18 protein-coding genes are annotated in these 23,889 nt (G+C 42.4%); 5 read left to right on the forward strand and 13 right to left on the reverse strand.

The window, feature by feature from the left end:
• The 4 genes from ACFE90_RS18975 to ACFE90_RS18990 form a co-directional block, all read right to left on the reverse strand.
• Positions 1 to 472 (reverse strand): transcription antitermination factor NusB (locus ACFE90_RS18975; RefSeq protein WP_375503188.1); only part of this gene is annotated, 472 nt, incomplete at its 3' end.
• A 95-nt stretch (positions 473 to 567) separates the two neighbouring features.
• Entirely contained in the window at positions 568 to 2,022 is a 1,455-nt protein-coding gene (locus ACFE90_RS18980; protein WP_375503220.1) for a glycoside hydrolase 100 family protein, read from the reverse strand.
• 530 nt (positions 2,023 to 2,552) lie between these two features.
• Complete coding sequence (locus ACFE90_RS18985; RefSeq protein ID WP_375503190.1) at positions 2,553 to 4,325, reverse strand: DnaJ domain-containing protein; 1,773 nt, start codon at positions 4,323 to 4,325, stop codon at positions 2,553 to 2,555.
• A gap of 83 nt (positions 4,326 to 4,408) precedes the next feature.
• The gene (locus ACFE90_RS18990) at positions 4,409 to 4,594 is read right to left on the reverse strand and encodes a type II toxin-antitoxin system HicB family antitoxin (protein WP_375503192.1); all 186 of its coding nucleotides are present in this window, start codon (positions 4,592 to 4,594) and stop codon (positions 4,409 to 4,411) included.
• A gap of 54 nt (positions 4,595 to 4,648) precedes the next feature.
• On the opposite strand from ACFE90_RS18990, the gene ACFE90_RS18995 reads away from it, so the two are divergent.
• Complete coding sequence (locus tag ACFE90_RS18995) at positions 4,649 to 5,848, forward strand: Coenzyme F420 hydrogenase/dehydrogenase, beta subunit C-terminal domain (RefSeq protein WP_375503194.1); 1,200 nt, start codon at positions 4,649 to 4,651, stop codon at positions 5,846 to 5,848.
• Between the two features lie 106 nt (positions 5,849 to 5,954).
• On the opposite strand, the gene ACFE90_RS19000 is transcribed toward ACFE90_RS18995, so the two are convergent.
• Genes ACFE90_RS19000 through ACFE90_RS19010 form a run of 3 tightly spaced genes read right to left on the reverse strand, consistent with a single transcriptional unit; the run spans position 5,955 to position 7,077 of the window.
• Entirely contained in the window at positions 5,955 to 6,230 is a 276-nt protein-coding gene (locus ACFE90_RS19000) for a hypothetical protein (protein ID WP_375503196.1), read from the reverse strand.
• Between the two features lie 33 nt (positions 6,231 to 6,263).
• Positions 6,264 to 6,782, reverse strand: a complete 519-nt coding sequence (locus ACFE90_RS19005) for an ATP-binding cassette domain-containing protein (protein WP_375503198.1) — start codon at positions 6,780 to 6,782, stop codon at positions 6,264 to 6,266.
• A complete protein-coding gene (locus tag ACFE90_RS19010) occupies positions 6,718 to 7,077 on the reverse strand; it encodes a hypothetical protein (protein ID WP_375503200.1) in 360 nt (119 codons plus the stop codon). The genes ACFE90_RS19005 and ACFE90_RS19010 overlap by 65 nt, the downstream gene beginning before the upstream one ends.
• 150 nt (positions 7,078 to 7,227) lie before the next feature.
• On the opposite strand from ACFE90_RS19010, the gene ACFE90_RS19015 reads away from it, so the two are divergent.
• Positions 7,228 to 7,791, forward strand: a complete 564-nt coding sequence (locus ACFE90_RS19015) for a hypothetical protein (RefSeq protein ID WP_375503202.1) — start codon at positions 7,228 to 7,230, stop codon at positions 7,789 to 7,791.
• A gap of 149 nt (positions 7,792 to 7,940) precedes the next feature.
• Positions 7,941 to 8,585 carry a tetratricopeptide repeat protein gene (locus ACFE90_RS19020; protein WP_375503204.1) on the forward strand — a complete coding sequence of 215 codons (645 nt, stop codon included), beginning with the start codon at positions 7,941 to 7,943 and terminating at the stop codon, positions 8,583 to 8,585.
• 234 nt (positions 8,586 to 8,819) lie between these two features.
• On the opposite strand, the gene ACFE90_RS19025 is transcribed toward ACFE90_RS19020, so the two are convergent.
• From ACFE90_RS19025 to ldpA, 3 genes are all read right to left on the reverse strand, one after another.
• Complete coding sequence (locus ACFE90_RS19025; RefSeq protein WP_375503206.1) at positions 8,820 to 9,440, reverse strand: hypothetical protein; 621 nt, start codon at positions 9,438 to 9,440, stop codon at positions 8,820 to 8,822.
• 56 nt (positions 9,441 to 9,496) lie between these two features.
• Positions 9,497 to 11,230 (reverse strand): R3H domain-containing nucleic acid-binding protein, encoded by a 1,734-nt coding sequence (locus ACFE90_RS19030; RefSeq protein ID WP_375503222.1) that lies wholly within the window; start codon positions 11,228 to 11,230, stop codon positions 9,497 to 9,499.
• 84 nt (positions 11,231 to 11,314) lie between these two features.
• Positions 11,315 to 12,475 carry a circadian clock protein LdpA gene (gene ldpA, locus ACFE90_RS19035; protein ID WP_375503208.1) on the reverse strand — a complete coding sequence of 387 codons (1,161 nt, stop codon included), beginning with the start codon at positions 12,473 to 12,475 and terminating at the stop codon, positions 11,315 to 11,317.
• 126 nt (positions 12,476 to 12,601) lie between these two features.
• Here ldpA and ACFE90_RS19040 point away from each other — a divergent pair, with 126 nt between their 5' ends.
• Together ACFE90_RS19040 and ACFE90_RS19045 are read left to right on the forward strand one after the other, a co-directional pair.
• Positions 12,602 to 17,329: a PAS domain-containing protein gene (locus tag ACFE90_RS19040; RefSeq protein ID WP_375503210.1), complete on the forward strand. Its 4,728-nt coding sequence runs from the start codon at positions 12,602 to 12,604 to the stop codon at positions 17,327 to 17,329.
• Positions 17,326 to 18,951, forward strand: a complete 1,626-nt coding sequence (locus tag ACFE90_RS19045) for an ATP-binding protein (protein WP_375503212.1) — start codon at positions 17,326 to 17,328, stop codon at positions 18,949 to 18,951. Before ACFE90_RS19040 ends, ACFE90_RS19045 begins: the two co-directional genes overlap by 4 nt.
• Before the next feature lie 154 nt (positions 18,952 to 19,105).
• Here ACFE90_RS19045 and ACFE90_RS19050 read toward each other — a convergent pair whose 3' ends face one another.
• The 3 genes from ACFE90_RS19050 to ACFE90_RS19060 form a co-directional block, all read right to left on the reverse strand.
• Positions 19,106 to 20,431 carry a response regulator gene (locus ACFE90_RS19050; protein WP_375503214.1) on the reverse strand — a complete coding sequence of 442 codons (1,326 nt, stop codon included), beginning with the start codon at positions 20,429 to 20,431 and terminating at the stop codon, positions 19,106 to 19,108.
• Between the two features lie 379 nt (positions 20,432 to 20,810).
• Positions 20,811 to 22,646 carry an EAL domain-containing protein gene (locus ACFE90_RS19055; RefSeq protein WP_375503216.1) on the reverse strand — a complete coding sequence of 612 codons (1,836 nt, stop codon included), beginning with the start codon at positions 22,644 to 22,646 and terminating at the stop codon, positions 20,811 to 20,813.
• The coding region (locus ACFE90_RS19060; RefSeq protein ID WP_375503218.1) for a response regulator at positions 22,643 to 23,889 on the reverse strand (1,247 nt) is incomplete at its 5' end. The genes ACFE90_RS19060 and ACFE90_RS19055, both read right to left, overlap by 4 nt.

Genomic DNA, 23,889 nt, shown 5'->3' on the forward strand with positions numbered 1-23,889 from the left:
ATGGGAGCAGTGGCAATTTTAGGAGGAGGGGATGAGGGAGATGAGGGGGATGAATTACCCCTCTGCTCCCCTGCCCCCTTGCTTCCCCTGCTTTTCTAAGATACTGGCGTAATAGACCGTTAACAAAACCCGTGAGTCCAGAAAAACCGTTTTCTTTAGCGAGTTGGACGGTGGTATTAACAGCAGCTGAGGCGGGAATACGCTGTTGATAACGCAGTTGGTAGAAACCCAGATGTAAGATGGTGCGAAGGTCTTGTGGTTGTTGATGAGATTTCTTTTTGGCGAGTTGATCGATGAGAGTATCAAGAGTGCGCTGCCTTCTGACACTCCCATAAACCAATTCTGTCAGCAAGCGGCGATCGCTATCAGCCAAATTAACTTTTTGCAGCACTCTATCTAGGGCAACATCAGCATAAGCCCCCTTGTGAACATCTCGCAGGGCGATAAAAGCTAGTTGACGGGAGTTTGTCATGGAGACAGGATTCAGGAGTCAGAAGGCTTTTGTATTCTAACTCCCAACTCTTGTACAGACGCAATTAATCGCGTCTCTCCTAACTCTTAACTTCCCTATCGAGACAGATACGGGTCTACACTGGCGATTTCAAATTCACATGCTCTAGAAACCTGTTCTGCTGGTAATTTACCAAAGCTGATTAATGGTAAATAAGTGGGGTTTGCCATCAGTTCTTTTGCTAATAAGAACCCAGTAATTGTCCAAGTTTGATATTTCCGAGCTTGTTTGCCAATCAGTCGCCCTTTCTTACCATCGTAATATTCTGGCCATTCATCTGTACTGAGGCGTCCTTGGGCAGTTTCAATAGCCTTTTGTGCAAGACTTGCTCTGTTAGTTTTCACCGCCGCCGCCGCTAACATCCACATTAAAACTGGCCAACTACCAGCATTATGATACGACCAGGGGATATTTTTGGGGTCACATCCAGTTACAATTCTGTATTCTTCATGTTCCAAAGCTGGGAAACAAATTTTCATTGGCATATCTCCCACCAAATCATCCCATCGATCCTCAATGAGAGTCATAATCGCTTGTGACTGTTCTTCGGTGGCTAAGTCTGAAATGATTGCCATTAAGTTTCCGAGTGAAAAGAAGCGAGTATCTAGCTGCGACGGCCCGACATTACCTGCTAGATAACCACCTTTTTTTGGTAACCACTTATCTAATTCATAATAAGGAACAGAATCTACATATATGTTGAAAAGATTAACAGCACCCTTACCATATTCTTCACTTTTGAAGCGATAAATTGCATTCAGGCGATTAATATCTATCCAATAATGCTGGCGAATATGAGCACATAAAAGAGGCAATCGGTTATCAATGGCTGCAACAATATCAGAATTCCCTTGGCAAACTAGCAGTTCCCGAGATGCACGCAATGCCGTGTAAAAAAGAACTTGTAGTTCTAGAGGATGCCCATAAATGCCCATACGACGGTCAATCATACAAGCACCATCTGGAACCAATAGCGTTGGGTACATATCAAAACGATTCGCCAAGCAGATTTCCATGATTAACCTGATACCATTTTGGAATTCAGGTTGATAGGCTAGAGAAAAGTCTTCTGTGGCGACTACATAAGCACGCAATAAGATAATCCACCATAAGCAAGAATCTACGGGTGTAACTCTAGCGATCGCATGTTCACCAAAGTCTGCTTCTAAATATTCTTGCCCATTTTCTAATATAACTTTAAAACTAGCTGGGATTAATCCTCGTCCAGGTTTATAGGCATCTAATGCCCTTTCTTTAGGTTGTAACTTTAAGGTTTCTTCTAAGAAATTGCGAACAATATCTGTTCTACCTTTGATCAGAAAAATTAGACCTGAGGAGACAAAATCCCGAACAAAGCACTGGTCATAATTGAGAGCCTCTACAGATGCATCATAAGCGGCTACCGTCCCAACGGGACGCCCCTGATAATAGAGAATTGATTTTTCTAGTGTTTGCCACGCTTCTTCGACTTCTTTTAAATTTTCAGTAGTTTCTAATTCGTTTAAGTGCATCGCCAGAATAGCTCCATTGGGATTGTGAATTTGTGGTAGATGCGTCTTCATTTATTATTTTTGCCATTCTCAGCATAACAAAAACAATTCTTTGAATAGCAAATATAATTTGGAGAAAAATTAATCAACTAATAACGAATAAATCTGCTGACACATGCAGCTTTATTACTAGTTAATTTGCTTATAATGGATTACTCTTTTGGTGAATTCTAGTTGTTGCTCATCACCACAAACGGTAACATGATTTTAAAAACAGTCACACAAGATATATTTTTAGATTATTTATTATTCCGTTTCATGTACAGAATTTTTGCTTTACCAAATAAAAACATATCTTCAGTGCTGTTTAGGATTTGCATGAAGTTAAAACTGGTTACAGTATATTTACTTGAGAAGGATTAGTTTTTGACACTAAGAGGTCAGATTATTCCCCTATAATCTAATAATTTATAACGTTTTTTCAAAATATGCAAGATGGACGCTTGAAGAAGTCAAGATGTCAATACTTCTTAAGAGTTATATATTTTACCCTACTGACATTTGTAAGCGTTTAACTGCTCCTGGAATTCTTTATAAGCTTGATTAATTGCTTGCATAGAGGCTTTTGCAATTGTAGAACTGTTGATATCAGGATGATACAAACTTGCCAATCGAAGGTAGGCAAGTTTGACATCTTTGAGGCGATCGCTCTGATTTACACCCAAGACTTTCCACCATTCCCCAGATAATACAGGGTTGAGAGTAAATTTATCAAAGCTTTGCACTTGACTCCAAACCTTGATGCTTCCGCCATTACCGCCACTTACCAGCGTCTTGCCATCAAAACTGAAAGCAACGGGATTACAGCCAGAGAGAGTTTGTAGTAGTTCCCCAGTGTGGAGGTTCCAAAGTTTGATCATACCGTCTCTGCTGGCACTGACGAGGATTTTTCCATCGGGGCTGATGGCAACAGACAAAACCGCCGTTGAGTGTCCAGTCAGAGTGGAGAGTAATTTTCCAGTTTGGAGATTCCACAGCTTTATTGTGGCGTCTGTGCTACCACTAATAAGAGTTTGACTGTTAGGACTGATGACAACTGTATTTACTGCTCCTAAATGTTCAGTGAGAATATAGCACTGTTGCCAAGTTTTGATATCCCAAAGCCTAATAGTTTTATCAGCGCTACTGCTTGCAAGAATTTTACCATCGGGACTAATAGTAACAGACAAAACTGCATCTGAATGTCCATTCAAAGTGCGTTTTATTGTTCCCGTGTAGCGTCCCCAAATTCTTATAGTCTTATCGGCAGCACCACTAGCAATAATTGCGCCATCAGGACTGTAGGCAATCGAGTTAACAAAACCATTATGACTATAGGGAGAGTTTAAATAAAAGAATGTATGATGAAATTTTTTTGTGTCCATCTGCCAAGTGCTAATTTTGCGATCAACACTAGCACTTGCAATCTGCTTTCCATCAGGGCTAACAGCAACAGATAAAACAGCTTCGGCTTGTCCAGAAAACGTGTAAAGCCATTTTCCGGTTTTCAAATTCCATAAATTAACTTGTGTGTCATCACTGCCACTGATTAAGGTAGTATTATCAGGACTGATAGCGATCACATTAACTGCCGCTAAGTGTCCTTTGAGTGTGCGTACACATCTCCAGGTTTCAGGTAGCTGGGTTGTCAGAGATATTTTTTCTGCTTCAATATTGAGAGTAAAAGGTTTAGGCGTAACAAATTCTGATTTTTTCTTTAATTCAGCCTTAAGTGCTTGTAACTCATCTTCGACTTCCAAAACAGCAAATTTTTGATTGAGATCCTCACCAGATAAAAATGCTTCTAATTCCATCACTGCTTCAGAATAGTAATCCATCAGCAAAACTTTCTCTTCCATTCGCTCAAAAAGCTGTGCTGGAGTTTCGCTAATTTCAGATTCATCTAACAGCTTGGCAATACCATAGGCGGCGAGTCCCACCACTGCACCAATTCCCGCCATCGGTACTGCACCAATCCCAAATGCCAGCCCTACTTTAGGTGCGACTAAACCCATACCACCGACGACGCTATAAACACCAGCACCGCCGACTGCACCAATTCCCATTGTAGCAAAGGCAGCTGCATCTCCCTGTGCGATCGCATTAATTGCACCATAAGCAGCTGCACCAGCCACAGCGCCAGCAGCCACTACAGGAGTTGCACCAATTCCAACTGCACCAAATCCGCCTGCTAGTCCCATCCCGCCTACAGTTGCGGAAACACCAGCACCTGCGATGGTTCCGCCTGCAATAAATGCTGCACCTGTTTTAGAGTTTTGTGTCACTAGTTTTATTTATAGGTAGTTTAAGTTCCTTACAAAAGATGCCGATTTGCTTAAAAACATCAAATTTTTGGGCTGCACTGGCACTAGCTGCTGCTATGCGTTGTTTCTCCATGTTCCAGCTTATCTGCCAAAACACGCAGTGCTAATGCTTGAACTCTTGCAATAGCTTCTTCCTTTGTCTGCCCATAAGCCAGTACACCAGGAAAACCAATCACTTCAGCCAAAAAGCGTCCATCCTTTTCTTGTTCAATCTCTATCGTCAAGTTCATAGCGAGTGAAGGTATTGTAATAAAAGCGATTCCTGGATAAAACAAAAAATTTATATGACTTCAGTTGATTCTAGCAAGCACAAAAAAGCCAGAGCCTTAAAATCTACCAGCCGCCGCCCTGCTAAAGAACTCTGTAGCGAGTGTGGACTATGTGATACATACTATATTCACTATGTCAAGGAAGCCTGCGCTTTTATTAATCAGCAAATAGGCGAACTTGAAGAAGAAACGCACACGCGATCGCGCCATCTCGATAACCCTGATGAACTCTACTTTGGTGTTCACCAAGACATGATGGCGGCGCGGAAACAACAGCCTATCGAAGGCGCACAATGGACGGGTATTGTTAGCAGCATTGCCATTGAAATGCTCAATCGCGGCATAGTTGAAGGTGTCGTTTGCGTGCAAAACACCAAAGAAGACCGCTTTCAACCCATGCCCGTCATTGCTCGTACTCCAGAAGAAATACTAGCAGCGCGGGTAAATAAACCAACTCTTTCCCCGAACCTTTCTGTGTTGGAACAGATAGAGAAATCGGGGATGAAGCGGCTATTAGTAATTGGTGTTGGTTGTCAAATCCAGGCATTACGGGCCGTAGAAAAACAACTTGGTTTAGAAAAGCTGTATGTTTTGGGTACGCCCTGCGTAGATAATGTTAACCGCGCCGGACTGCAAAAATTCTTAGAAACCACCAGCCGATCGCCTGAGACAGTTGTGCATTACGAATTCATGCAAGACTTCCGGGTTCACTTCAAACATGAGGATGGCTCAACAGAAACAGTACCTTTCTTTGGGTTGAAGACAAACCAACTCAAAGATGTCTTTGCTCCATCCTGTATGAGTTGCTTTGATTACGTTAACTCCCTAGCCGATTTAGTTGTCGGCTACATGGGCGCACCCTTCGGCTGGCAATGGATTGTAGTTAGAAATGACACTGGTAAGGAAATGCTGGATTTGGTGAAAGACCAGTTAGATACTCAACCAGTGATGTCTAAAGGCAACCGGAAGGAAGCTGTACAGCAAAGTATTCCCGCTTACGATAAAGGCGTTACTCTCCCAATGTGGGCAGCAAAACTGATGGGTGTGGTGATCGAAAAAATCGGCCCCAAGGGTTTAGAATATGCACGGTTTTCGATTGATTCTCACTTTACTCGAAATTATTTGTATGTAAAGCGAAATCATCCAGAGAAATTAGAAGCGCACGTTCCAGAGTTTGCCAAACGTATTATTGGGCAATATAAGTTACCAGAATAAAAATTGGGCTTTGGGGAGAGGCAGAGGGGCAGGGAGCAGGGAGCAGAAGGGAAAGAGGTAATTTTTTATTCTCCCTTTTGCCCCCTGCTTCTTACCCACTCCCCAATCAGTTATAACTACTAGCTTGACGAGTAAACATCAAATGATACTGTCCGCCTAATGCTATGAGTTCGTCATGAGTGCCTACCTCGATAATTTGACCGTGTTCTAGTACTACTACTCGGTCTGCTAGTTTTGCTAAGGCGAAGCGATGGCTGACTACAAGGGCTATTTTCCCCTTCGCCAGGGTACGCAAAATGTTGTAAATCTCATATTCTGTTTTCGGATCAAGGTTCGCTGTTGGCTCGTCAAGTATGAGTAGTTCGGCTGGAGACAGTCGCAACAAAGCACGAGCGATACCTGTGGCGGGCTACGCCTACGCTAACCTCTGCCATTGTCCCCCTGATAGATCAATACCGCCTTCTAGCTGTTTGCCTAAGAGAGTTTCCAAACCTTGATCTAGCTTGTCAATTACTCTAGCTAAACCAGCCTCAGCGATCGCTTCTGTAATCGCGTCGTCATCCTGCATTTTCGGTAAATTCCCAAAGGCAACATTTTCTCGTACATTAGTCGGAAAACGAGCGTAATCTTGCATAACTACATCAATCCGCGATCGCAAATCCTGCCCATTCCAAATAATCGCACCTTGGCTAGGGTCATAGAGGCGACATAACAGTTTTGCTAATGTGGTCTTACCAGCACCATTTTCACCCACTAATACAATCATTTCGTTGGGGTGAATCGTCAAGTTGATGTTTTTCAGGATTGAGCAATCCCTGTTGGGATAGGTAAAGGATAGATTTTCGATGGAAATACCTGTCTGCGATGCTTCATACTCGGTTGCATTTAGACCTGATAAAGCTGAGAATGCGATCGCGCAGGGAAGTATATACAAAGTTATTGATGTTAGCGATCGCATCACTCACCAAACTTACCAGCAGTGAACCTGTAATACTGGAGAGTAGGAGCGGTTGGGCAAGTATCAGGGCGATCGCATTCTGCGTTGTTCCCGCGCTCAATGAGCGGGTTATTTGATCAATGATCACCTTGTTGAGCCAAATGGCGATCGCTGGGCCTGCACCACCCAGTAATGTCAATCTTGCCACATAGCCTAGCTCTGGAACTACCTGCATCACCGTTACCAGACTCCGGCGAAATGCTTGAAATGGAGAAATTTCAATTATTTGCATATAGTTTAAAGTAGCAAATAATAGCAAAATTCTCAGACCGACGTTGTGATTTCAATTTCAATGAGTAAGGAGCGATCGCACTGATATCAAGCTAATAGCAGACATTAGTGCTCAAATGTAGATGTCCGCTCATCTCATATAATTCTGCTATTGATTAGTCCTAATTATCTCAAAGACTATAATAATAAATTTGAGATAAACCTAGCAAAAACTAGAGAAAAAGCTATAAAAGCTACTGTTATTCCTGTACCTCTCACCAATATTTTTGGTTGGGAGCGATTTACTTTTGCTAATTTTAAGCATAATCATACTTTTAAGATTTTAAACATATCTGATGTGGTTGCATTACTTGTTAACCCACAATTGATTTCTCTAATTCAAAATCCAACTTCATTTTCTACTGAAATTCAGCGTATATTACAGCGAGGTAAACAGGAAGAAATTATTGTTGTACCTTTGCTCATCCGCGAAGTTCATGGCTGGGAGAAAGTATTGGGTAATTTAAATCCATTGCCGAAATCTAGAATAGCCGTAAAGAGATCATCAGACACTGATGGAGCTTTTCGTAATATAGCTGAAGGTCTGGAAGAAATAATCGAAAAAATTAAACAATACCATCAAAATTTACAGGAATATAGGGAGATTTTTTATACTGCGATTCAGGATGAGTATCCTCTGAGTACTCAAACACTAAATACTTTAATCAAAATCTAGAATTAAAAAATCAAGATATAGAATTAATAGAACAAGAAATAACTGCCCAAGCCAAGCAAGAACATAATCAAAAATTACAACGGTATAAACAAGAATTTTTTCAGATAATTCGCCGAGGTAATAGTCTCAGTGAGCAAGAGCGTGAGAGATTGAAAACTCTACAAAATGATTTAAGTCTTAAAGATGAAGTTGTAGCTAGAATCGAGAATGAAGTTACTAAAAACATTTCTCTTCAACCTTTTCGGCGACTTATTGGCTATGATAATCAAGCTAATATAAGCGTCGTTATTACTGCTATTGTGATTGTTGTAGTTGCTGCGCTTTTAGGATTTTGTAAATATTCTCCAGAGACACAACTAACTAATTTAGAAAATCAAGGACAAAATAAGCTTAAGATTGCTGCTAAAAATATTGATTATATAAAACGTGGTAATGACCACTATTCGCAAAAAAATTATCAGGCAGCAATTAAGGATTATACCCAAGCTATTGAAATTGCGCCTAAAAATGTTAACGCATATATACAACGTGGTTATGCTCAATATTATATACAAAAATACCAGGCGGCAATTGACGATTATACTACAGTTATTCGCCTTTATCCTAACTTAGGTAATGCCTATAACAATCGTGGTTTTGTTTATGATAAGAACTTACGAAATAAACAACAAGCAATTAAAGATTATCAAAAGGCAGCGACTCTATACAAAAAACAAGGAGCAAAAGATAAACATAAAGAAATGCTTTCTAGGCTGAAGAGGCTTCAGCAGAAAAAGCCCCGGTTTTCCAATTAAAAATATCTTAATCTCTACCAAATCGGATAATCAGGATAAACAAGAATCACCTCTTACTTGTCACAAGATCAGTAATGCGATCGCACCATAAGCCAAAAACGCGAGCGCTTTCCATTAATTTCTCAATCAACCTCATTAAGAGTGCCAATATCAATTAGGACAATCATATTGATGTCCATCAGGATATTATAAATCAAAAGCTCATTGGTTATGACTTTGTACTGGTTGATAAAATTAACAATAATCAGAAGTTGATTGTGAGCGAATCATCCACACTAAAATACCTAAGACTTGCTCTACTGGCGGAATTAAATATTCAGTTAAATCAATAGTTACAGTGCTATCCTCCAACTTGAGAAACGTCCACAGGTTACCACTAGTAACACTACCATAGATAGTAGCAATAGGTTTTTCATATTTGGCATTAAACCTTTGGGCGGCTATCATTTCTGCGATACACTGCCCCAAACCACCTTTAAGATTTTCCTTTTTGGCTTCCACTATCACCACTGCTGGGGCTTCAATAAATAACTGTTCTAGCGAAAGGCTGATCAAAAAGTCGCAAAATCCCGCCAGTCCCACTTCTGGTTCAACATTAAATTCTTCTCCAGAAAAGAAACTGATTTGTCTGTTAAAAATTTTTCGGACTTCAAACAAAATTGGGCTGATAATCAATTCTGATCTAGCTTTCTCAGAACCCATTGCAATTGCTAGCTGGATACTTTCTGCTAAAAATTCAGCTAGCAGAGGACTAGGTGAGATTGGTTCTATAGGAGGTAAAAATCGCCCACCTTCTACTAAGGTGAGATTAAAGTCTTGTTTTACTTTTCTTAAAGAAAACTCTCTATAGGACATCAAGTGTCTCCTAGTGACATCCCCTCTCCGCAATGCGAAGAGGGGTAGGGGTGAGGTTACGCCGGATAAATCCGCAATCGCCGATTTGGTTCTTCGCCAAAACTATGCGACTTGAGGCGATAATGTTCTACCAACTCATGTTGCATTTTGCGGACTTGGGAAGAACGCGGCAATAATTCGACTGGCTGTCCTTTAGGAATCACAATTTGCTCAACAGCAAGTCTGGCCTCTTCAAGAGCATCCATCTCATCATCGCTACCATTGTGCAAAAACAGTTGCAATTCTAGGTCATCGGCCATCTCTGGGTCATCAATGTTCAGCAACCGTCGCAAGCCACGGGTAATTTGGGGAATGGTGCTGGACTTAATCACATGGATGGGTACATGACGGGCTTTGGCCATTTGGCGTAATTTGGCGTGGTTTTTGACGTGCGATCGCAGTGCTAAAATTGCATCAGCACTATCTATATCTTTTGTTAATACCACGGGCAAAGTTAGCACGCTAATTACCTGTTCTAGTTGATGGCGACTAACCCCATAAGGATAAACGTGCAGTGGCAAATCTTCACCATTTGGCCCTGGCACTCTTGTAGCAGCATCCAAATCAATGCTTTCAGAATAATTGAAGGATTCATCCAGCAAACGATCAAATTCACTGCGTCCAGTTACCCGCTCTACAGGCAATTGCGGCAGTGCTACCATTTGTCCAGATGAACGCCAGCCATTAGACGGTCGCGCCGGTAGGAAAGATTCTTCTACTGTTGCTAGCTGTCCACCGCGACCGTTGACAACAGCTAACTGCCTTGTAACAGCGATTTTGCCGTGGTCATCAACGGTTCTCGTTTGTGGGGTAGGCTGACGCCCCCGCAGCAGATTATCTACTGTGTCAGCAACACTTTCGTGTACTGTCCAGCGTTGGCGCTCCAACATTTCCACAGCAATCTCGAAGGTAGGAGGCGCTTTCCGCTCCAAAACAGTTTTTTGAGAACCTCGCCGTCTAGCCTCATCGTCTCCCAGCGTCACAGCTTGGATACCCCCAACTAAATCAGCCAAGGTGGGGTTTTTAATCAGATTTTCGATCTGATTCCCGTGGGCAGTACCTACCAACTGTACACCCCGTTCCGCAATGGTACGAGCCGCTAAAGCTTCCAGTTCTGTGCCAATTTCATCAATGACAATGACTTCTGGCATGTGGTTTTCCACTGCCTCAATCATCACCTGATGCTGTTCATTCGGATGAGCCACTTGCATCCGCCGAGCGCGACCAATGGCGGGGTGAGCAACATCACCATCCCCAGCTATTTCGTTGGAGGTGTCAATAATTACTACTCGCTTTTGCAGATCATCCGCCAAAACACGGGCAATTTCCCGTAAGGCAGTAGTTTTGCCCACGCCTGGACGCCCCAGCATGAGAATCGATTTACCAGTTTCTACCAAATCGCGGATCATGCCAATGGTTCCGAATACCGCTCGACCAACGCGACAGGTCAAGCCAATAATCTTACCCGTGCGGTTGCGGATGGCGCTGATCCGATGCAAAGTTTGCTCAATTCCTGCTCGATTATCTCCGCCAAAGATTCCAACTCGTTGAATACAATCATCTATCTGTTCTTGAGTAACGGGTACTTCGCTCAGATACTCAGCTTGATTAGGAAACCGAGCCTCTGGGCGACGACCCAAATCCAAGACCACTTCTACTAAACTATCTCGTTTGGGATGACTCTCTAGTACTTGTTGCAGGTCTTGGGGCAAAATGTCTAATAACTTTTGGAGATCGTCTGTAATCGTCATGCTTTCTATGGTGACGTTTTTAGAGATAGCGAGGACATTTGCGTGCAGGAGAAACCGCTCTGGGTAATTTCCCGAAACGAGCAATTAACGCTCCTGCTGTGACTTGATCTGGGAAACGAGAGAATGGGCAAGTTTTACAGCTTGCCAAAGTAATACTTCATTTTCTTCGAGGCGAAGATTCGCTTGCACATTGGTGTTATTTACCTCCTTATTCTCTAACTGTTCGAGAATTGGTGACAGCAGTACACGGGCGTAGCTACCGTAGGCGACCCCGGAAATCGAGGCAGAGGGGCTCTTTGCTGGGAGCAGAGGAGAAAAGTTTTCCCCCTTGCTCCCAGCTAAGAGCTCCCTTACCTGTTTGAGCAGTCCCATTGCCTTTAACTTAGCAACGGTATAGCTATTTGTGCCGCCTGCTAACTGCACATATCCCGGTAACTTAGCTGCCAAAACTTTTTGCCCTAATTTCACCGCAGCTAAAGTGGTGCCATCGCCAATATCACCACTCATTGGACGGCCGTCGGTTTGCCAAATTAAAGCACTCTTGAGTGGGGCAATCAGGTCATATACTGCTCTTAGGTAGTCAATCATCCCCTCGCCATCGGGACAGCTGATAGCTAGTAGCTTTAATTGATCGGCCCACGGTGAAATTGCCTGCCATAATTGCTCAAATTCTGTCAACCGCCCAACTTTTGTATGGATTTCTACGGCATCTACTCCCGTTGACATTACCAATGGCGCGATCGCTTTCGGCGTTGACATATATGAACTTGTATCAATTATATTATATGGACAAACTGGTATACAACGACCGCAGCCATAGCACTTTTCTGATATTACTCCCGAAAAGTTTTCTTTTACATTGTTAAACACGATTGCTTGTGCCGGACAAATCCGTTCACAGGGTCTAGGGCAGTCTGTAGGACACTCAGTAGGATTAAATTCTGCTTTCCGAAAATGGGGGTCTTCTCCATCGTTCAGGCTTACCATCAAAAAGGGTGAGTTACCTTTGTAGCTAAAGCCTCGCTTTTGGGCATCCGTAGCCAGAGATTTGGCTACAAGTAGCCCTGCTTGCGCTGCTGCAATCACTGCTGGATCAGCTGCAACATCTATGCAGTCAGCGCCCGCCAAAGTATAGGCTAACGTTAAACTTCTGACTGCCGGTAAATGCTGGAAGCTGGCTCCGCAGATCAGCTTGAACCAGTCACCTTGTTTGAGAGATTGTAAAGGGGCGAACAGATCAGTCACTATTCTATTATGCGTTTATGCGACTAAAAATAGTAGTCTGCAATCAAGAAAAAGTCCGGATTTCTTGATTCAGGGCATTGGGCATGGGGTACTTGTACGTAGGTTAAAAGCTAACACTTACAGCTAATGCAGCAGCTAAAACAGCTACAAGAACAACAAAAGTTAATTGGAGCGATCGCTCTTGATATTCGCAAGTCCTTGAAGTTTCAAGATATCCTCGCTACGAGTGTCAAAGAAGTCCGCCAGTTACTCAAGGCTGATCGCGTGCTGGTGTATCAATTTACTCATCACATGCGGGGTAAGATTGTAGCGGAGTCGGTATTACCCCAATGGACACCAGCCTTGGAACTTGAGATTGAAGATACGTATTTTCAGCAAAGCCAAGAGCAAGAATACTGCCAAGGAAAAATCTGGGCAGCGACAAATATCTACGAAGCGGGTTTAAGCGATCGCCATATTCAATTTTTGGAACAGTTTCAAGTCAAGGCGAATTTAGTTGTCCCGATTTTGTTAGAGAACCAAGAGACTCCAGCAGTTGTATGGGGGTTATTCATTGTGCATCAATGTTCTGCCCCCCGGCAATGGCAAACATTTGAGGTAGAATTTCTCAACCAACTGACGGTGCAACTAGCGATCGCTATCCAACAAGCCCAACTCCACCACAACCTGCAAACCCTCAAGGCCGAGTTAGAAGCCAAAGTGGAGGAACGCACTATTGCACTACAGGAAAGCGATCGCCGATTCCAGGCAATTTTCAATAACACTTTCCAATTCACAGGACTGCTAACGCCAGATGGCATTTTATTAGAAGCAAACCAGACTGCGCTAAGTTTTGGCGGGCTTAAGCTTGAAGATGTCATAAATCGCCCTTTTTGGGAAGCACACTGGTGGACAATTTCACCTCAAATTCAAGAAAAATTAAAACAAGCGATCGCTCGTGCAGCTCAAGGAGAATTTGTCCGCTATGAAGTTGATGTTCTCGGCGCAAATAACCGAGTAGCAACAATCGATTTTTCACTACGTCCGTTGCAAAACGAGATGGGCCAAGTTGTTTTGTTGATTCCAGAAGGACGAGATATCACTGAACGCAAAGCAACAGAACTCGCCTTGTATGAGCGTGAAGTGATGTTGTACTTAATTGGAGATAATCTGCCTAATGGCGCAGTTTATCGGGTGATCCGGGAATTGGATGGTAGTGATCGCTTTTCCTACTTGAGTGGGGGAATTCAAAAATTGATGGAAGTCAAGGTAGAAGATGCACTCAGAGATTCATCTCTGCTTTATAGCCAGTTTATCCCAGAGGATATCCCCCGCCTACAGACAGCCGTTGCAGAGTCCGCTTTGAATCTGTCTGTATTTGATATTCAACTGCGAATCCGAACGCCTAGCGGTCAACTCAAATGGTTCCATTTTCGTTCTACGCCACGTCAATTGAAGGATGGGCGTGTGGCTTGGGATGGACTGGTGGTAGATGTTACCGATCTCAAGCGCAGTGAAGAAACACTACGCAAAAGTCAAGCCCTGCTAGAAGAATCCCAGCAAGTTGCTGGTCTTGGTAATTGGGAGTTTGAACTTGGTCGTGGCAAAATTACCTGGTCGAAGGGGCTTTTCGACCTCTTTAATCGAGAACCCACACTTGTTGAGTCGAACTATGAGGAAAATCTGCAATTGTATCACCCTGAAGATCGGGAGAAATTACACCAAGTTGTTGAGCGAGCGATCGCCACGGGTGAGTCCTACAAAGAAATTCTCCGTGTCCCCCAGTTAGATGGTTCTAATCGCTACTTCGAGGGCATTGGACATGCAGAATTCAACGCCGATGGACAGGTAATCCGCCTTTATGGTACTGCCCAAGATGTCACTGGACGGGAAGTTGCATTGCGCGATCGCCAAAAAGCTGAAGAAACATTGCGCCAAAGTGAAGAACGTTGGCAATTAGCGATCGCAGGTACTAATGAAGCAATTTGGGATTGGGACATATCTACTAATCAAACCTTCCGATCTGAGCGTTGGTTCACAATCTTGGGATATGAACCTAATGAAATTAGCGATCGCGATGATCAGTGGAGTATTCGCATTCATCCTGATGACTATACAAGAGTAATGGCTGCACAAGAAGCTTATTTGCTTGGGCAAGTTGCAGATTATAACGTTGAATATCGTCTGCGGTGCAAGGATGACAGTTATCGCTGGGTGCGATCGCGGGCCAAAGCTATCTGGAATGAGCAAGGAAATCCAGTGCGATTAGTTGGTTCACTTGGGGACATTAGCGAACGCAAACAAGCTGAAGAAAAACTCCGAGAAAGTGAAGAGAGATTACAATTAGCACTAGAAGCTTCTGGGGATGCTTTATGGGACTGGAATATTCTCACTGGAGAGGTATATTACAGCCCCCGCTATTTAGAAATACTTGGATACAGTTTCGATGAACTTCCACAGGATCTTACTACCTGGAAGCGATTAGTTCATCCAGACGATCTGCCTTGGGTTGAGAAAATCTTGGCAGATCACTTAAAGGATAATTCAGTACCCTACAAATTTAACTATCGACTCCAAACTAAATCGGGCGAATGCAAATGGATTGCCAACTATGGCAAAGTTGTAATGCGAGATGGACAGGGTAAGCCTTTGCGGATGACTGGTACTCATCGGGATATCACCGATGTCTACGATGAGCTTCGCTTACGCAAACAAACCGAAGCAGCCTTAGCCAGAAGTGAAGAACAACTGAGACTAACGTTAGAATTTAACCACATCGGTATCTGGGATTGGAATCTTAAAACAAATGAAGTTATCTGGAACGACAACCATTTTCGTTTGTTAGGTTTAGAGCCAGAAACATTAACAGCCAGCTATCAGCTATGGCGCGATCGTGTTCATCTAGAGGATGTTGACCGAATTGAACAAGCTGTATTAAATGCCCTAGCACAACATACTAATTTTCAAGGTGAATATCGAGTGATTTATCCCAATGGCAGGGTTTACTGGCTGATTGGGAAAGGGCGCGGCATTTACAACGAAGCAGGCGAACCTGTTCGGATGTTAGGGATAATTCTTGATATCAGCGATCGCAAACAAGCAGAAGCAGCCCTGCAAGAAAGTGAAACCCGGTTCCAGGCATTTATGAACAATAGCCCCGTGCTAGCTTGGATCACTGATCCGGACGGGCGTGTACTTTACTTAAACCAAACATACCTGCGGACATTTAAATTACTACCTGAACAGGTGATTGGACAATCCATTTTTGACCTCTATCCAGATGAAATTGCTCGGCAGCATTTTGATCGCATTCAGACCGTTATACAGACAAATCAGGTAATTGAGGCCATCGAAGTTGCTTCCCGACCAGATGGCACCCTTGGAGAGTTCTTAGTATATAAGTTCCCGATTCTGGGATTGTCTGCACAAAAGCTAGTGGGTAGGGTAGCGATCGACATTACAGAACGGAAGATTCTGGAGCAAGAACTGGCTCACAAGCAAAAGTTATTGGATACTTTCATCAATAACGCACCTGTTGGTATAACCATTCTGGATCGGCAGCTGCGTTACTCATTGATTAATGAAGCATTAGCAGAAATTAATGGCATTCCCGCAGCCGCGCATATTGGCAAGAGACCGTGGGAAATTGTCCCTGATGTGGCATCAAAGCAGGAGCAAGTCTTTCAACATGTTTTGAGAACAGGTGAATCGATTCTGGATTTGGAAATCAGTGGAGAAACCCCAAAATTCCCCGGTGTAATCAGGACTTGGTTAGCTTCCTACTTTCCGATTCAGTCTGAAGCCGATCAACCCATTAGCATGGGCGTTGTCGTAGTTGAAATCAGCGATCGCAAACGCGCTGAACAGATGTTAGAACTGCAAGCAGTAATCGCCCGTAACATGGCAGAGGGAATTTGCCTAATTCATGTCACAGATAGCGTGTTTGTCTACGCTAATCCTAAATTTGAGCAGATGTTTGGCTATGAACCTGGTGAATTAATCAATCAGCATGTGTCGATTGTCAACTACGGTGACGAACATACTACGCCTGAAGAAGTTTACCAGGCGATTAGGACTGCTGTCTTGCAACACGGTGAGGCAAACTATGAAGTTTATAATGTTAAGAAAGATGGCACTCCGTTCTGGTGTAGGGCGAAAGTTTCTGTTTTTGAGCATCCTGAGTATGGAAGCGTCCTTGTGGCTGTCCAACAAGACATCACCGAGCATAAGCAAACGCAGGAAAAAATCAAAGCCTCTCTGAAAGAAAAGGAGGTATTACTCAAAGAAATTCACCATCGGGTGAAAAACAATTTAGGAATTGTCAGTAGTTTGCTGCAAATGCAGTGCAGACGTACACAAGATCCTCTGGTAACTGCAATTTTACGCGATAGCCAAAACCGCATTGCCTCCATTGCCTTGGTTCATGAAAAGTTATACCGTTCTGAAGACCTCGCTGATATTGATTTCGCGCAATACATCCCAGATTTAACAACTCATTTATTTGATTCTTACAACGTCAGTTCTAGCCAAATTCAACTGAAGATTCAAGTTGATAATGCTAGCCTTGACATCGAAACCGCCATTCCCTGTGGCTTGATTATCAATGAACTGGTTTCCAATGCTTTGAAATACGCCTTTGTTGGTAATCGTAGAGGGGAAATTGAGGTTAAGTTTTATCAAGAATCCGAGTCTACTTTGACACTCATTATTCGAGATAATGGTATTGGTTTACCTAAAAATTTTGATAGCAAGAAAGCTAAAACACTCGGCATAACTCTTATCCAGGGTTTAGTCAAGCAACTAAGAGGAAAGCTCGAAATTGACTCTCACCAGGGAACACAGTTCAAAATTACTTTTACAAACAGCCAGGCATGAACACAATTGGCATCTCATCAAATCTACATACCGAGGAGACAGTTAGAATCCTTGTTGTTGAAGATGAATATATTCTTGCAATCAATTTGCAAGAAAGTTTAGAGTCTCTGGGATACACTGTTTTAGATATAGCCGATTCTGCACAAGGGGCAATTGTAAAAGCAACCGAATTGCGCCCAAACCTAATTTTAATGGATATCAGATTACGGGGTGAAATAGACGGTATCCAGGCAGCAGAGCAAATTTGGCATAATTTGCAGATTCCTGCTATCTACGTCACGGGACATTCAGGTAAAAGTACTGTAGAGCGGGCAACGCTGACATCCCCCTTTGGATATATTCTCAAACCAATCAAGGAGCAAGAACTTTACGTTGCCATTCAAACAGCACTAAATCGTTACGATCATGAGCAATTTTTGAGTTCTATCCTTCGAGGAATGGGAGACGGGGTGATTGTAGTGGATCTTCAGTTAACCATTAAGTACCTAAATCAGGTCGCTGAAGCATTGACAGGGTGGCGATGGGATGAAGCCAAGGGAAGAATGTTAACCGATGTGTTCAAGCTCGTTGATGAACAAACTCAGATCCCCGCTCAAAATCCAATTATCGCAGCCCTACAACAAGAAACTACTATGTATCTAGGCAGTCGCATCTTACTAGTTGCTAGAGACGGTACAACTATACCAATAGCTGATTGCGCTACTCCCTTGAGAAATAATAGTGGTGTAATTACAGGAGCTGTACTGGTTTTTCGGGATGACACGCAACGAAGGCTAACTGAAGAACACAATCTCGCAACTGAACGTGCCCAACAACTACGAATTCAAGCGGCAGAACTTCAACGGCTAAACCAGTTGAAAGAGGATTTTCTCGCAACCACTTCTCATGAAATGCGAACGCCCTTGTCAAACATCAAAATGGCAATTTCCGCCCTAGAAAATCTTCTTGATCGGCAGGGTATCTTAAATTCAAACGCACTTTCCCCATCTGAATCTGTAGCCCGCTACTTAACTATCCTGCGTGAACAGTGCGAACAAGAACTAGATTTAGTAGACAATCTATTGCATATGCGAATGATTGATGCAGATGTCTATCCGTTGGAATTAACTTCAATTCAACTCCAAACCTGGCTGCCTCATGTTGCCGAGTATTTTAAAGAGCGGGCTGGAGCTATGCAACAGACTTTCCAACTTAGTGTTCCTCCAAATTTACCATCTTTAGTTACAGACTTGGCTAGCTTGACCGAAATTGTCTCAGAGTTACTTAACAATGCTTGTAAATATACCCCTCCTGATGAACAGATTACGGTAAATGTTCGGGTCATCGACACCACAAAAAGTCTAGTAAATGAGGATGCTGAATCTGGTGTATTAGATAATTTTCAAGTTTCCTACTTTCAAATCGCAATTAGCAATTCTGGGGTGATAATCCCTAAAAAAGAACAATCTCGAATCTTTGAGCCGTTTTACCGGATTCCTCAAAGCGATCGCTGGCAACATGGCGGTACAGGATTAGGTTTAGCATTAGTGAAGAAGTTAGTAGAATATCTCCAAGGCACAATTGAAGTTACCAGTTCTCAGGGCTGGACAACGTTCACAGTTCAACTGCCGTTAACCTTATGACCTTTATAGGCAGGGGAGCAGGGAGCAGGGGGCAAGGGAGAAAGATTCTGGAATCCCCCAGCAATGGAGGGTTTCAGAGCCAATACATTTATGTATATGGTTCTCCCCCTGCCCCCTGTCCCTTGTCCTCTTCATTGACCAAGTTCGCTCTTGGCTAAGGCTCTTGTTGCTCGATGGGAATTTCGATCGCAAACTCTGCTCCTTGCCCAACAGAAGAAGTGCAGGTAATATTTCCTCGGTGTTTTTGGACGATAATTTGATAGCTAATTGATAATCCTAGCCCACTACCTTTGCCCACAGGTTTTGTCGTAAAAAATGGATCGAATAAACGCGATCGCAACGACTCTTCAATACCAGGGCCATTATCTGCGATCGCAATTTTGACCATATTCAATGTCACCTCTGTGTGAATCCGAATTTGGGGAGTAGAGAGTAGAGAGCAGGGATTAGAAGATAGATTTCCCACTCCCCACTCCCCACTTTCTACTCCCTCTTCTATTGCATCAATAGCATTATTCAACAGATGCATAAATACTTGGTTTAATTCACTCGCATAACAAGTGACTAAGGGCAAGTTACCGTAATCTTTCACTACAACAATTGCGGGACGGCCTGCTGTTTCCCTGAGTTTATGTTGTAACATCACCAAAGTGTTTTCGATGTCTTCATGGAGATTTACCTGCTTCATCTCTGCTTCATCATGCCGAGAAAAGCGTTGTAGCGCTAGTACAATTTCCTGAATGCGATCAGATCCTCTATACATTGCACCTATTAGGTTTTGCAGATCCTTAATCATAAAATTCAGGTCTATATCTTTGGCTATTTGTTGAATTTTTGGTGTAGCTTTGGGATATTCCTGTTGATAAGCCTCGATCAGATTCACTAGGTCTTTCACATATTGACTAGCATATTGGAGATTCCCATAAATAAAGCTGATAGGGTTATTAATCTCATGAGCAAGCCCAGCCACTAACTGTCCCAGCGCCACCATCTTTTCGTTCTGAATCTGTTTAATTTGAGAGGCTTTCAACTCGTCAAGAGCCTGTTGGAGTAAAAAGTTTTTTTCTTGCAGTTTAACTTGAAGCAAACGTAAATTAATCTGATTTTCAATTCGCAACACAACCTCTGCCCCATGAAAAGGTTTTGCAATATAATCTACACCACCAACACCAAAGGCTTTTACCTTATCTACAACATCATCTAGGGCGCTAATAAAAATTACTGGCACTTCACAAGTTTTTTCATCAGCTTTCAACTGTTGACAAACTTGATAGCCATCCATATCGGGCATATTGATATCCAGTAAAATCACATCTGGCAAAATCATTTGGCACGCAGTCAGTGCCATTTTACCGTTTAAGGCTTTGCGAACTTCAAAACCTTGTGTAGTCAACATCGCTGATAAAAGCCGCAAATTATCTGGGGTATCATCGACCACTAAAATATTTCTTTTATGATGATTAATTTGATTTAAATTCATTATGTATAAAAAGCTATGTTTGTAATAGTTGAAAATAGTAAATACTTGTTTAAAATAGTACTAAAATTCTTTTATCAATTTCAATGAAATACTTGTATTTATAGTCTAAATTCCACAGTGCTTGAGAGTTTTACAGGCTACCAGAGCTATAGTACTCCTAAATGATTAGTAAACTTATTTCCTTCTTCTCTTCTCTGCAAGACGCTGTGCGTTGGCGTTAGCTTGCGGCAAGCTGCTACGCCTCTACGATAATTTTCACAACTCAAATAGGATGCTATCTTAGTCAATTAGGAACTTTGCAAACTTGATAGCCTACTTACAGCAATATATTATCTAGCCGAGGGTCAACAATGAAATTTTTATAGGTGTTATTTGATAGCTACCATTGAGGTGATAGAGCAAGTAATTTAATAACCAATTGTTGTTCTATGGGTTTAGAAAATAGATATCCTTGAGCAAAATTACAGTTTAAACTTCTCAATTGGGCTAGCTGTTCTTGTGTTTCGACACCTTCAGCGATCGCACTCATTCCCATTGAGTTGGCAATGCCAATCATTGCTGGTACTAATCCCATGTTCTCTTTATTTTCCTGCATACGTTTAACGAAAGATTTATCAATTTTGAGGGCATTAAAAGGAAAGCTGTGTAGGTAACTCAAAGAGGAATATCCTGTACCAAAATCATCCATAATCAACTTGATTTTGCGCTGCTTTAGTTGTTGAAGAATTATTTCAATTGCATTAGTATTTTCCATGATTACACTTTCTGTAATTTCTAATTCTAAGTATGCAGGATTTATTTTATTTTCATAAATTATTTGGTCAATTTGTTCTACTAAATTAGGCTGTAAAAATAACCGTGCGCTCAAATTGACACTCATAGTTAGAGGTTCTGGTGTCACTAGATAATGTTGCCAGATGCTCAGTTGATGACAAGCTGACTGTAATACCCAAGTATTTATGGCATTAATCAAACCTGTTTCTTCTGCCACAGGAATAAATTCTATGGGAGAAACCAGACCGCGAATGGGATGTTGCCAGCGTACTAAGGCTTCAAATCCAGAAATTCTGCCTGTAACCAGGGAAATAATTGGCTGATAGTAAACGAGGAATTCTTGCCTTTCAACAGCCCTTCGCAGATCATTTTCTAACTCTAAAAGCTGAATAGCTTCTTGATGCATCGCTGGATTGAAAACGTGATATTTGGCTCTTCCTTGAGCCTTGGCCCGATACATTGCTGTATCAGCATCCCGTAGCAAATACTCTGGGCGATCGTAATCTTTATTACCCCAACTAATCCCAATACTGGCATTCATAAATACTTCATATCTGGACAGCTTAAAAGTGAGTGATAGCTGTTGCAGAATCTGTTCGGCAAATTGAATTGCCATATTGATATCTGTAATATTTTCTAGGAGAATTCCAAATTCGTCACCGCCCAATCGTGCTAAAGTATGAGTAGGTATCAGACATGCTTGCAGACGGTAAGCGATCGCTATCAGCAATTCATCTCCCACCAGATGTCCAAGGGAATCATTGATAACTTTGAAGCGATCGCAGTCCAAAAAAAGGAGTGCAAACTGATAACTAGATTCTTCCTTGGCTCGATTTAAAGCATTTTTTAGTCGCCTAATAAACAAAACTCGGTTTGGTAATCCAGTCAGGGAATCATGCAGCGCTAAGTCTAGCAGTTGACTTTGCAATTTCTGGCGGGAATTGATTTCTTCTTGGAGTTTTTGGAGAGTTTTTTCTAGCTCCCCAGTTCGCTGTTTTACTCGATCTTCCAATTCAACATTTAGCTTCAATATTTCTAATCGCGCTGACCTCAATGCCAGTTGATTTTGCACGCGTACTAAAACTTCTTGGAACTCAAAAGGTTTGGTGATGTAGTCTACACCACCTACCTTAAAGGCTTTCACTTTGTCAAAAACATCATCTAAAGCGCTAATAAAAATCACCGGAATATCAGCTGTTAGCTCCCAAGCTTTTAAGGTTTGACAAATTTCATAGCCATCTAATTCTGGCATCATAATATCAAGTAGAATCAAATCCGGTAATACTGTTTGAGTGGCTGTCAGTGCCATTTGCCAATTCAAGGCTTTACGAACGCTATACCCTTCCCTTGTCAATATGGAGGATAAAACCCGGAGGTTATCCGCCATATCGTCAACGATCAAAATATCTTTTTTATTAGGGTCTAAATGCTCGTAATTCATTCTACGTTTGTTTTAGTCAATTCCATGATTTTCTCAAACTGGTAGTTATTCGCTAAATCCCTGAGAACTTTAAAAACTTGACTATTATCTGATGGAATTTGCTTGAGTAACTCTAAAATCAGTTCATCGCTACAGCTAGCTGCGGCATAGTAAATCTGTTGGAGCCACTCAGGTGACATTTGTGATAAACGGCTCAGGAGTTCGGTAACACTGATAAATATCTGTGTAGGTTGATCGACAACTGTTGTGTTTGTGGTTTCTACTTGGTTGGTATACTTTACACCCAGATGTTGGCTCAGTTTTTCCAATAATACTTCTTGTATGAATGGCTTGCGAATAAAATCATCGCAGCCAATAGATAAAATTTTCTGGCGTTCCTCTTCAAAGGCGCTAGCAGTTAGGGCAATAACGATCGTGTGTGTATTGGAGCAACTCTGCTCTGCCCCAGAAAAGTCAGAAGGGGGAGCCAGGGCTGTTGGCGATCGCTTTGTGGACACATCATTTGCATCATTTTCCATGACACCAGTTGCTTCTAGCGTGGGAGACGCTGCGCCTAGCTGGCTTTTGAATAGGGGTACAACTTTGAGAACTTCGCACTCGCCGGAATCGGGGAATCCTCCAGCAAAGTACTGGCTCCCCGACGACACCTGCTGTTTTGAGTTTGGGAACCTCCCTAATGCATTGGCTACCCCGTACTCTCTTTGTTTACCTTTAATTATTCTTGTCGCTTCGTAACCGTCCATGACCGGCATTCGTATATCCATAAAAATTAAGTGTGGTTGCCAAGATTCCCAATTAGCAACTGCTTCACTACCATTTATAGCTTCTCTGACTTCAAAGCCAACAGATGTAAGAATTTTAACTAGCAACAATCGGCTTTCTTTGGAGTCGTCAACTACTAAGATGCGGTATGCTTTCTCAGTCGGTGCTAAAGCTAGAATTTGGTATCTAATTTGGTTTATTGGGATTTCTCTGGGGCAAGCTAGAGCAATCTGAATATTAAAGACAAATCTACTACCGCCACCCGGTATACTGTTGACAGTGATATCTCCCCCCATCAGTTGCACGTATTTCCGGCTAATCGCCAAACCCAGTCCCGTCCCTTGTTGGGATTTTCTGCCGATTTCGGTTTGCTCAAAAGCTTCAAACAACAAGTCAATTTCTTGTGGGGCAATACCGCAGCCAGTATCTTGTACCTCGAAGAAGAGATGAGGAAGATGAGGAATTTGCTCCCTTATCTCCC

The sequence above is a fragment of the uncultured Nostoc sp. genome (assembly GCF_964245445.1).
Taxonomy (GTDB): domain Bacteria; phylum Cyanobacteriota; class Cyanobacteriia; order Cyanobacteriales; family Nostocaceae; genus Nostoc.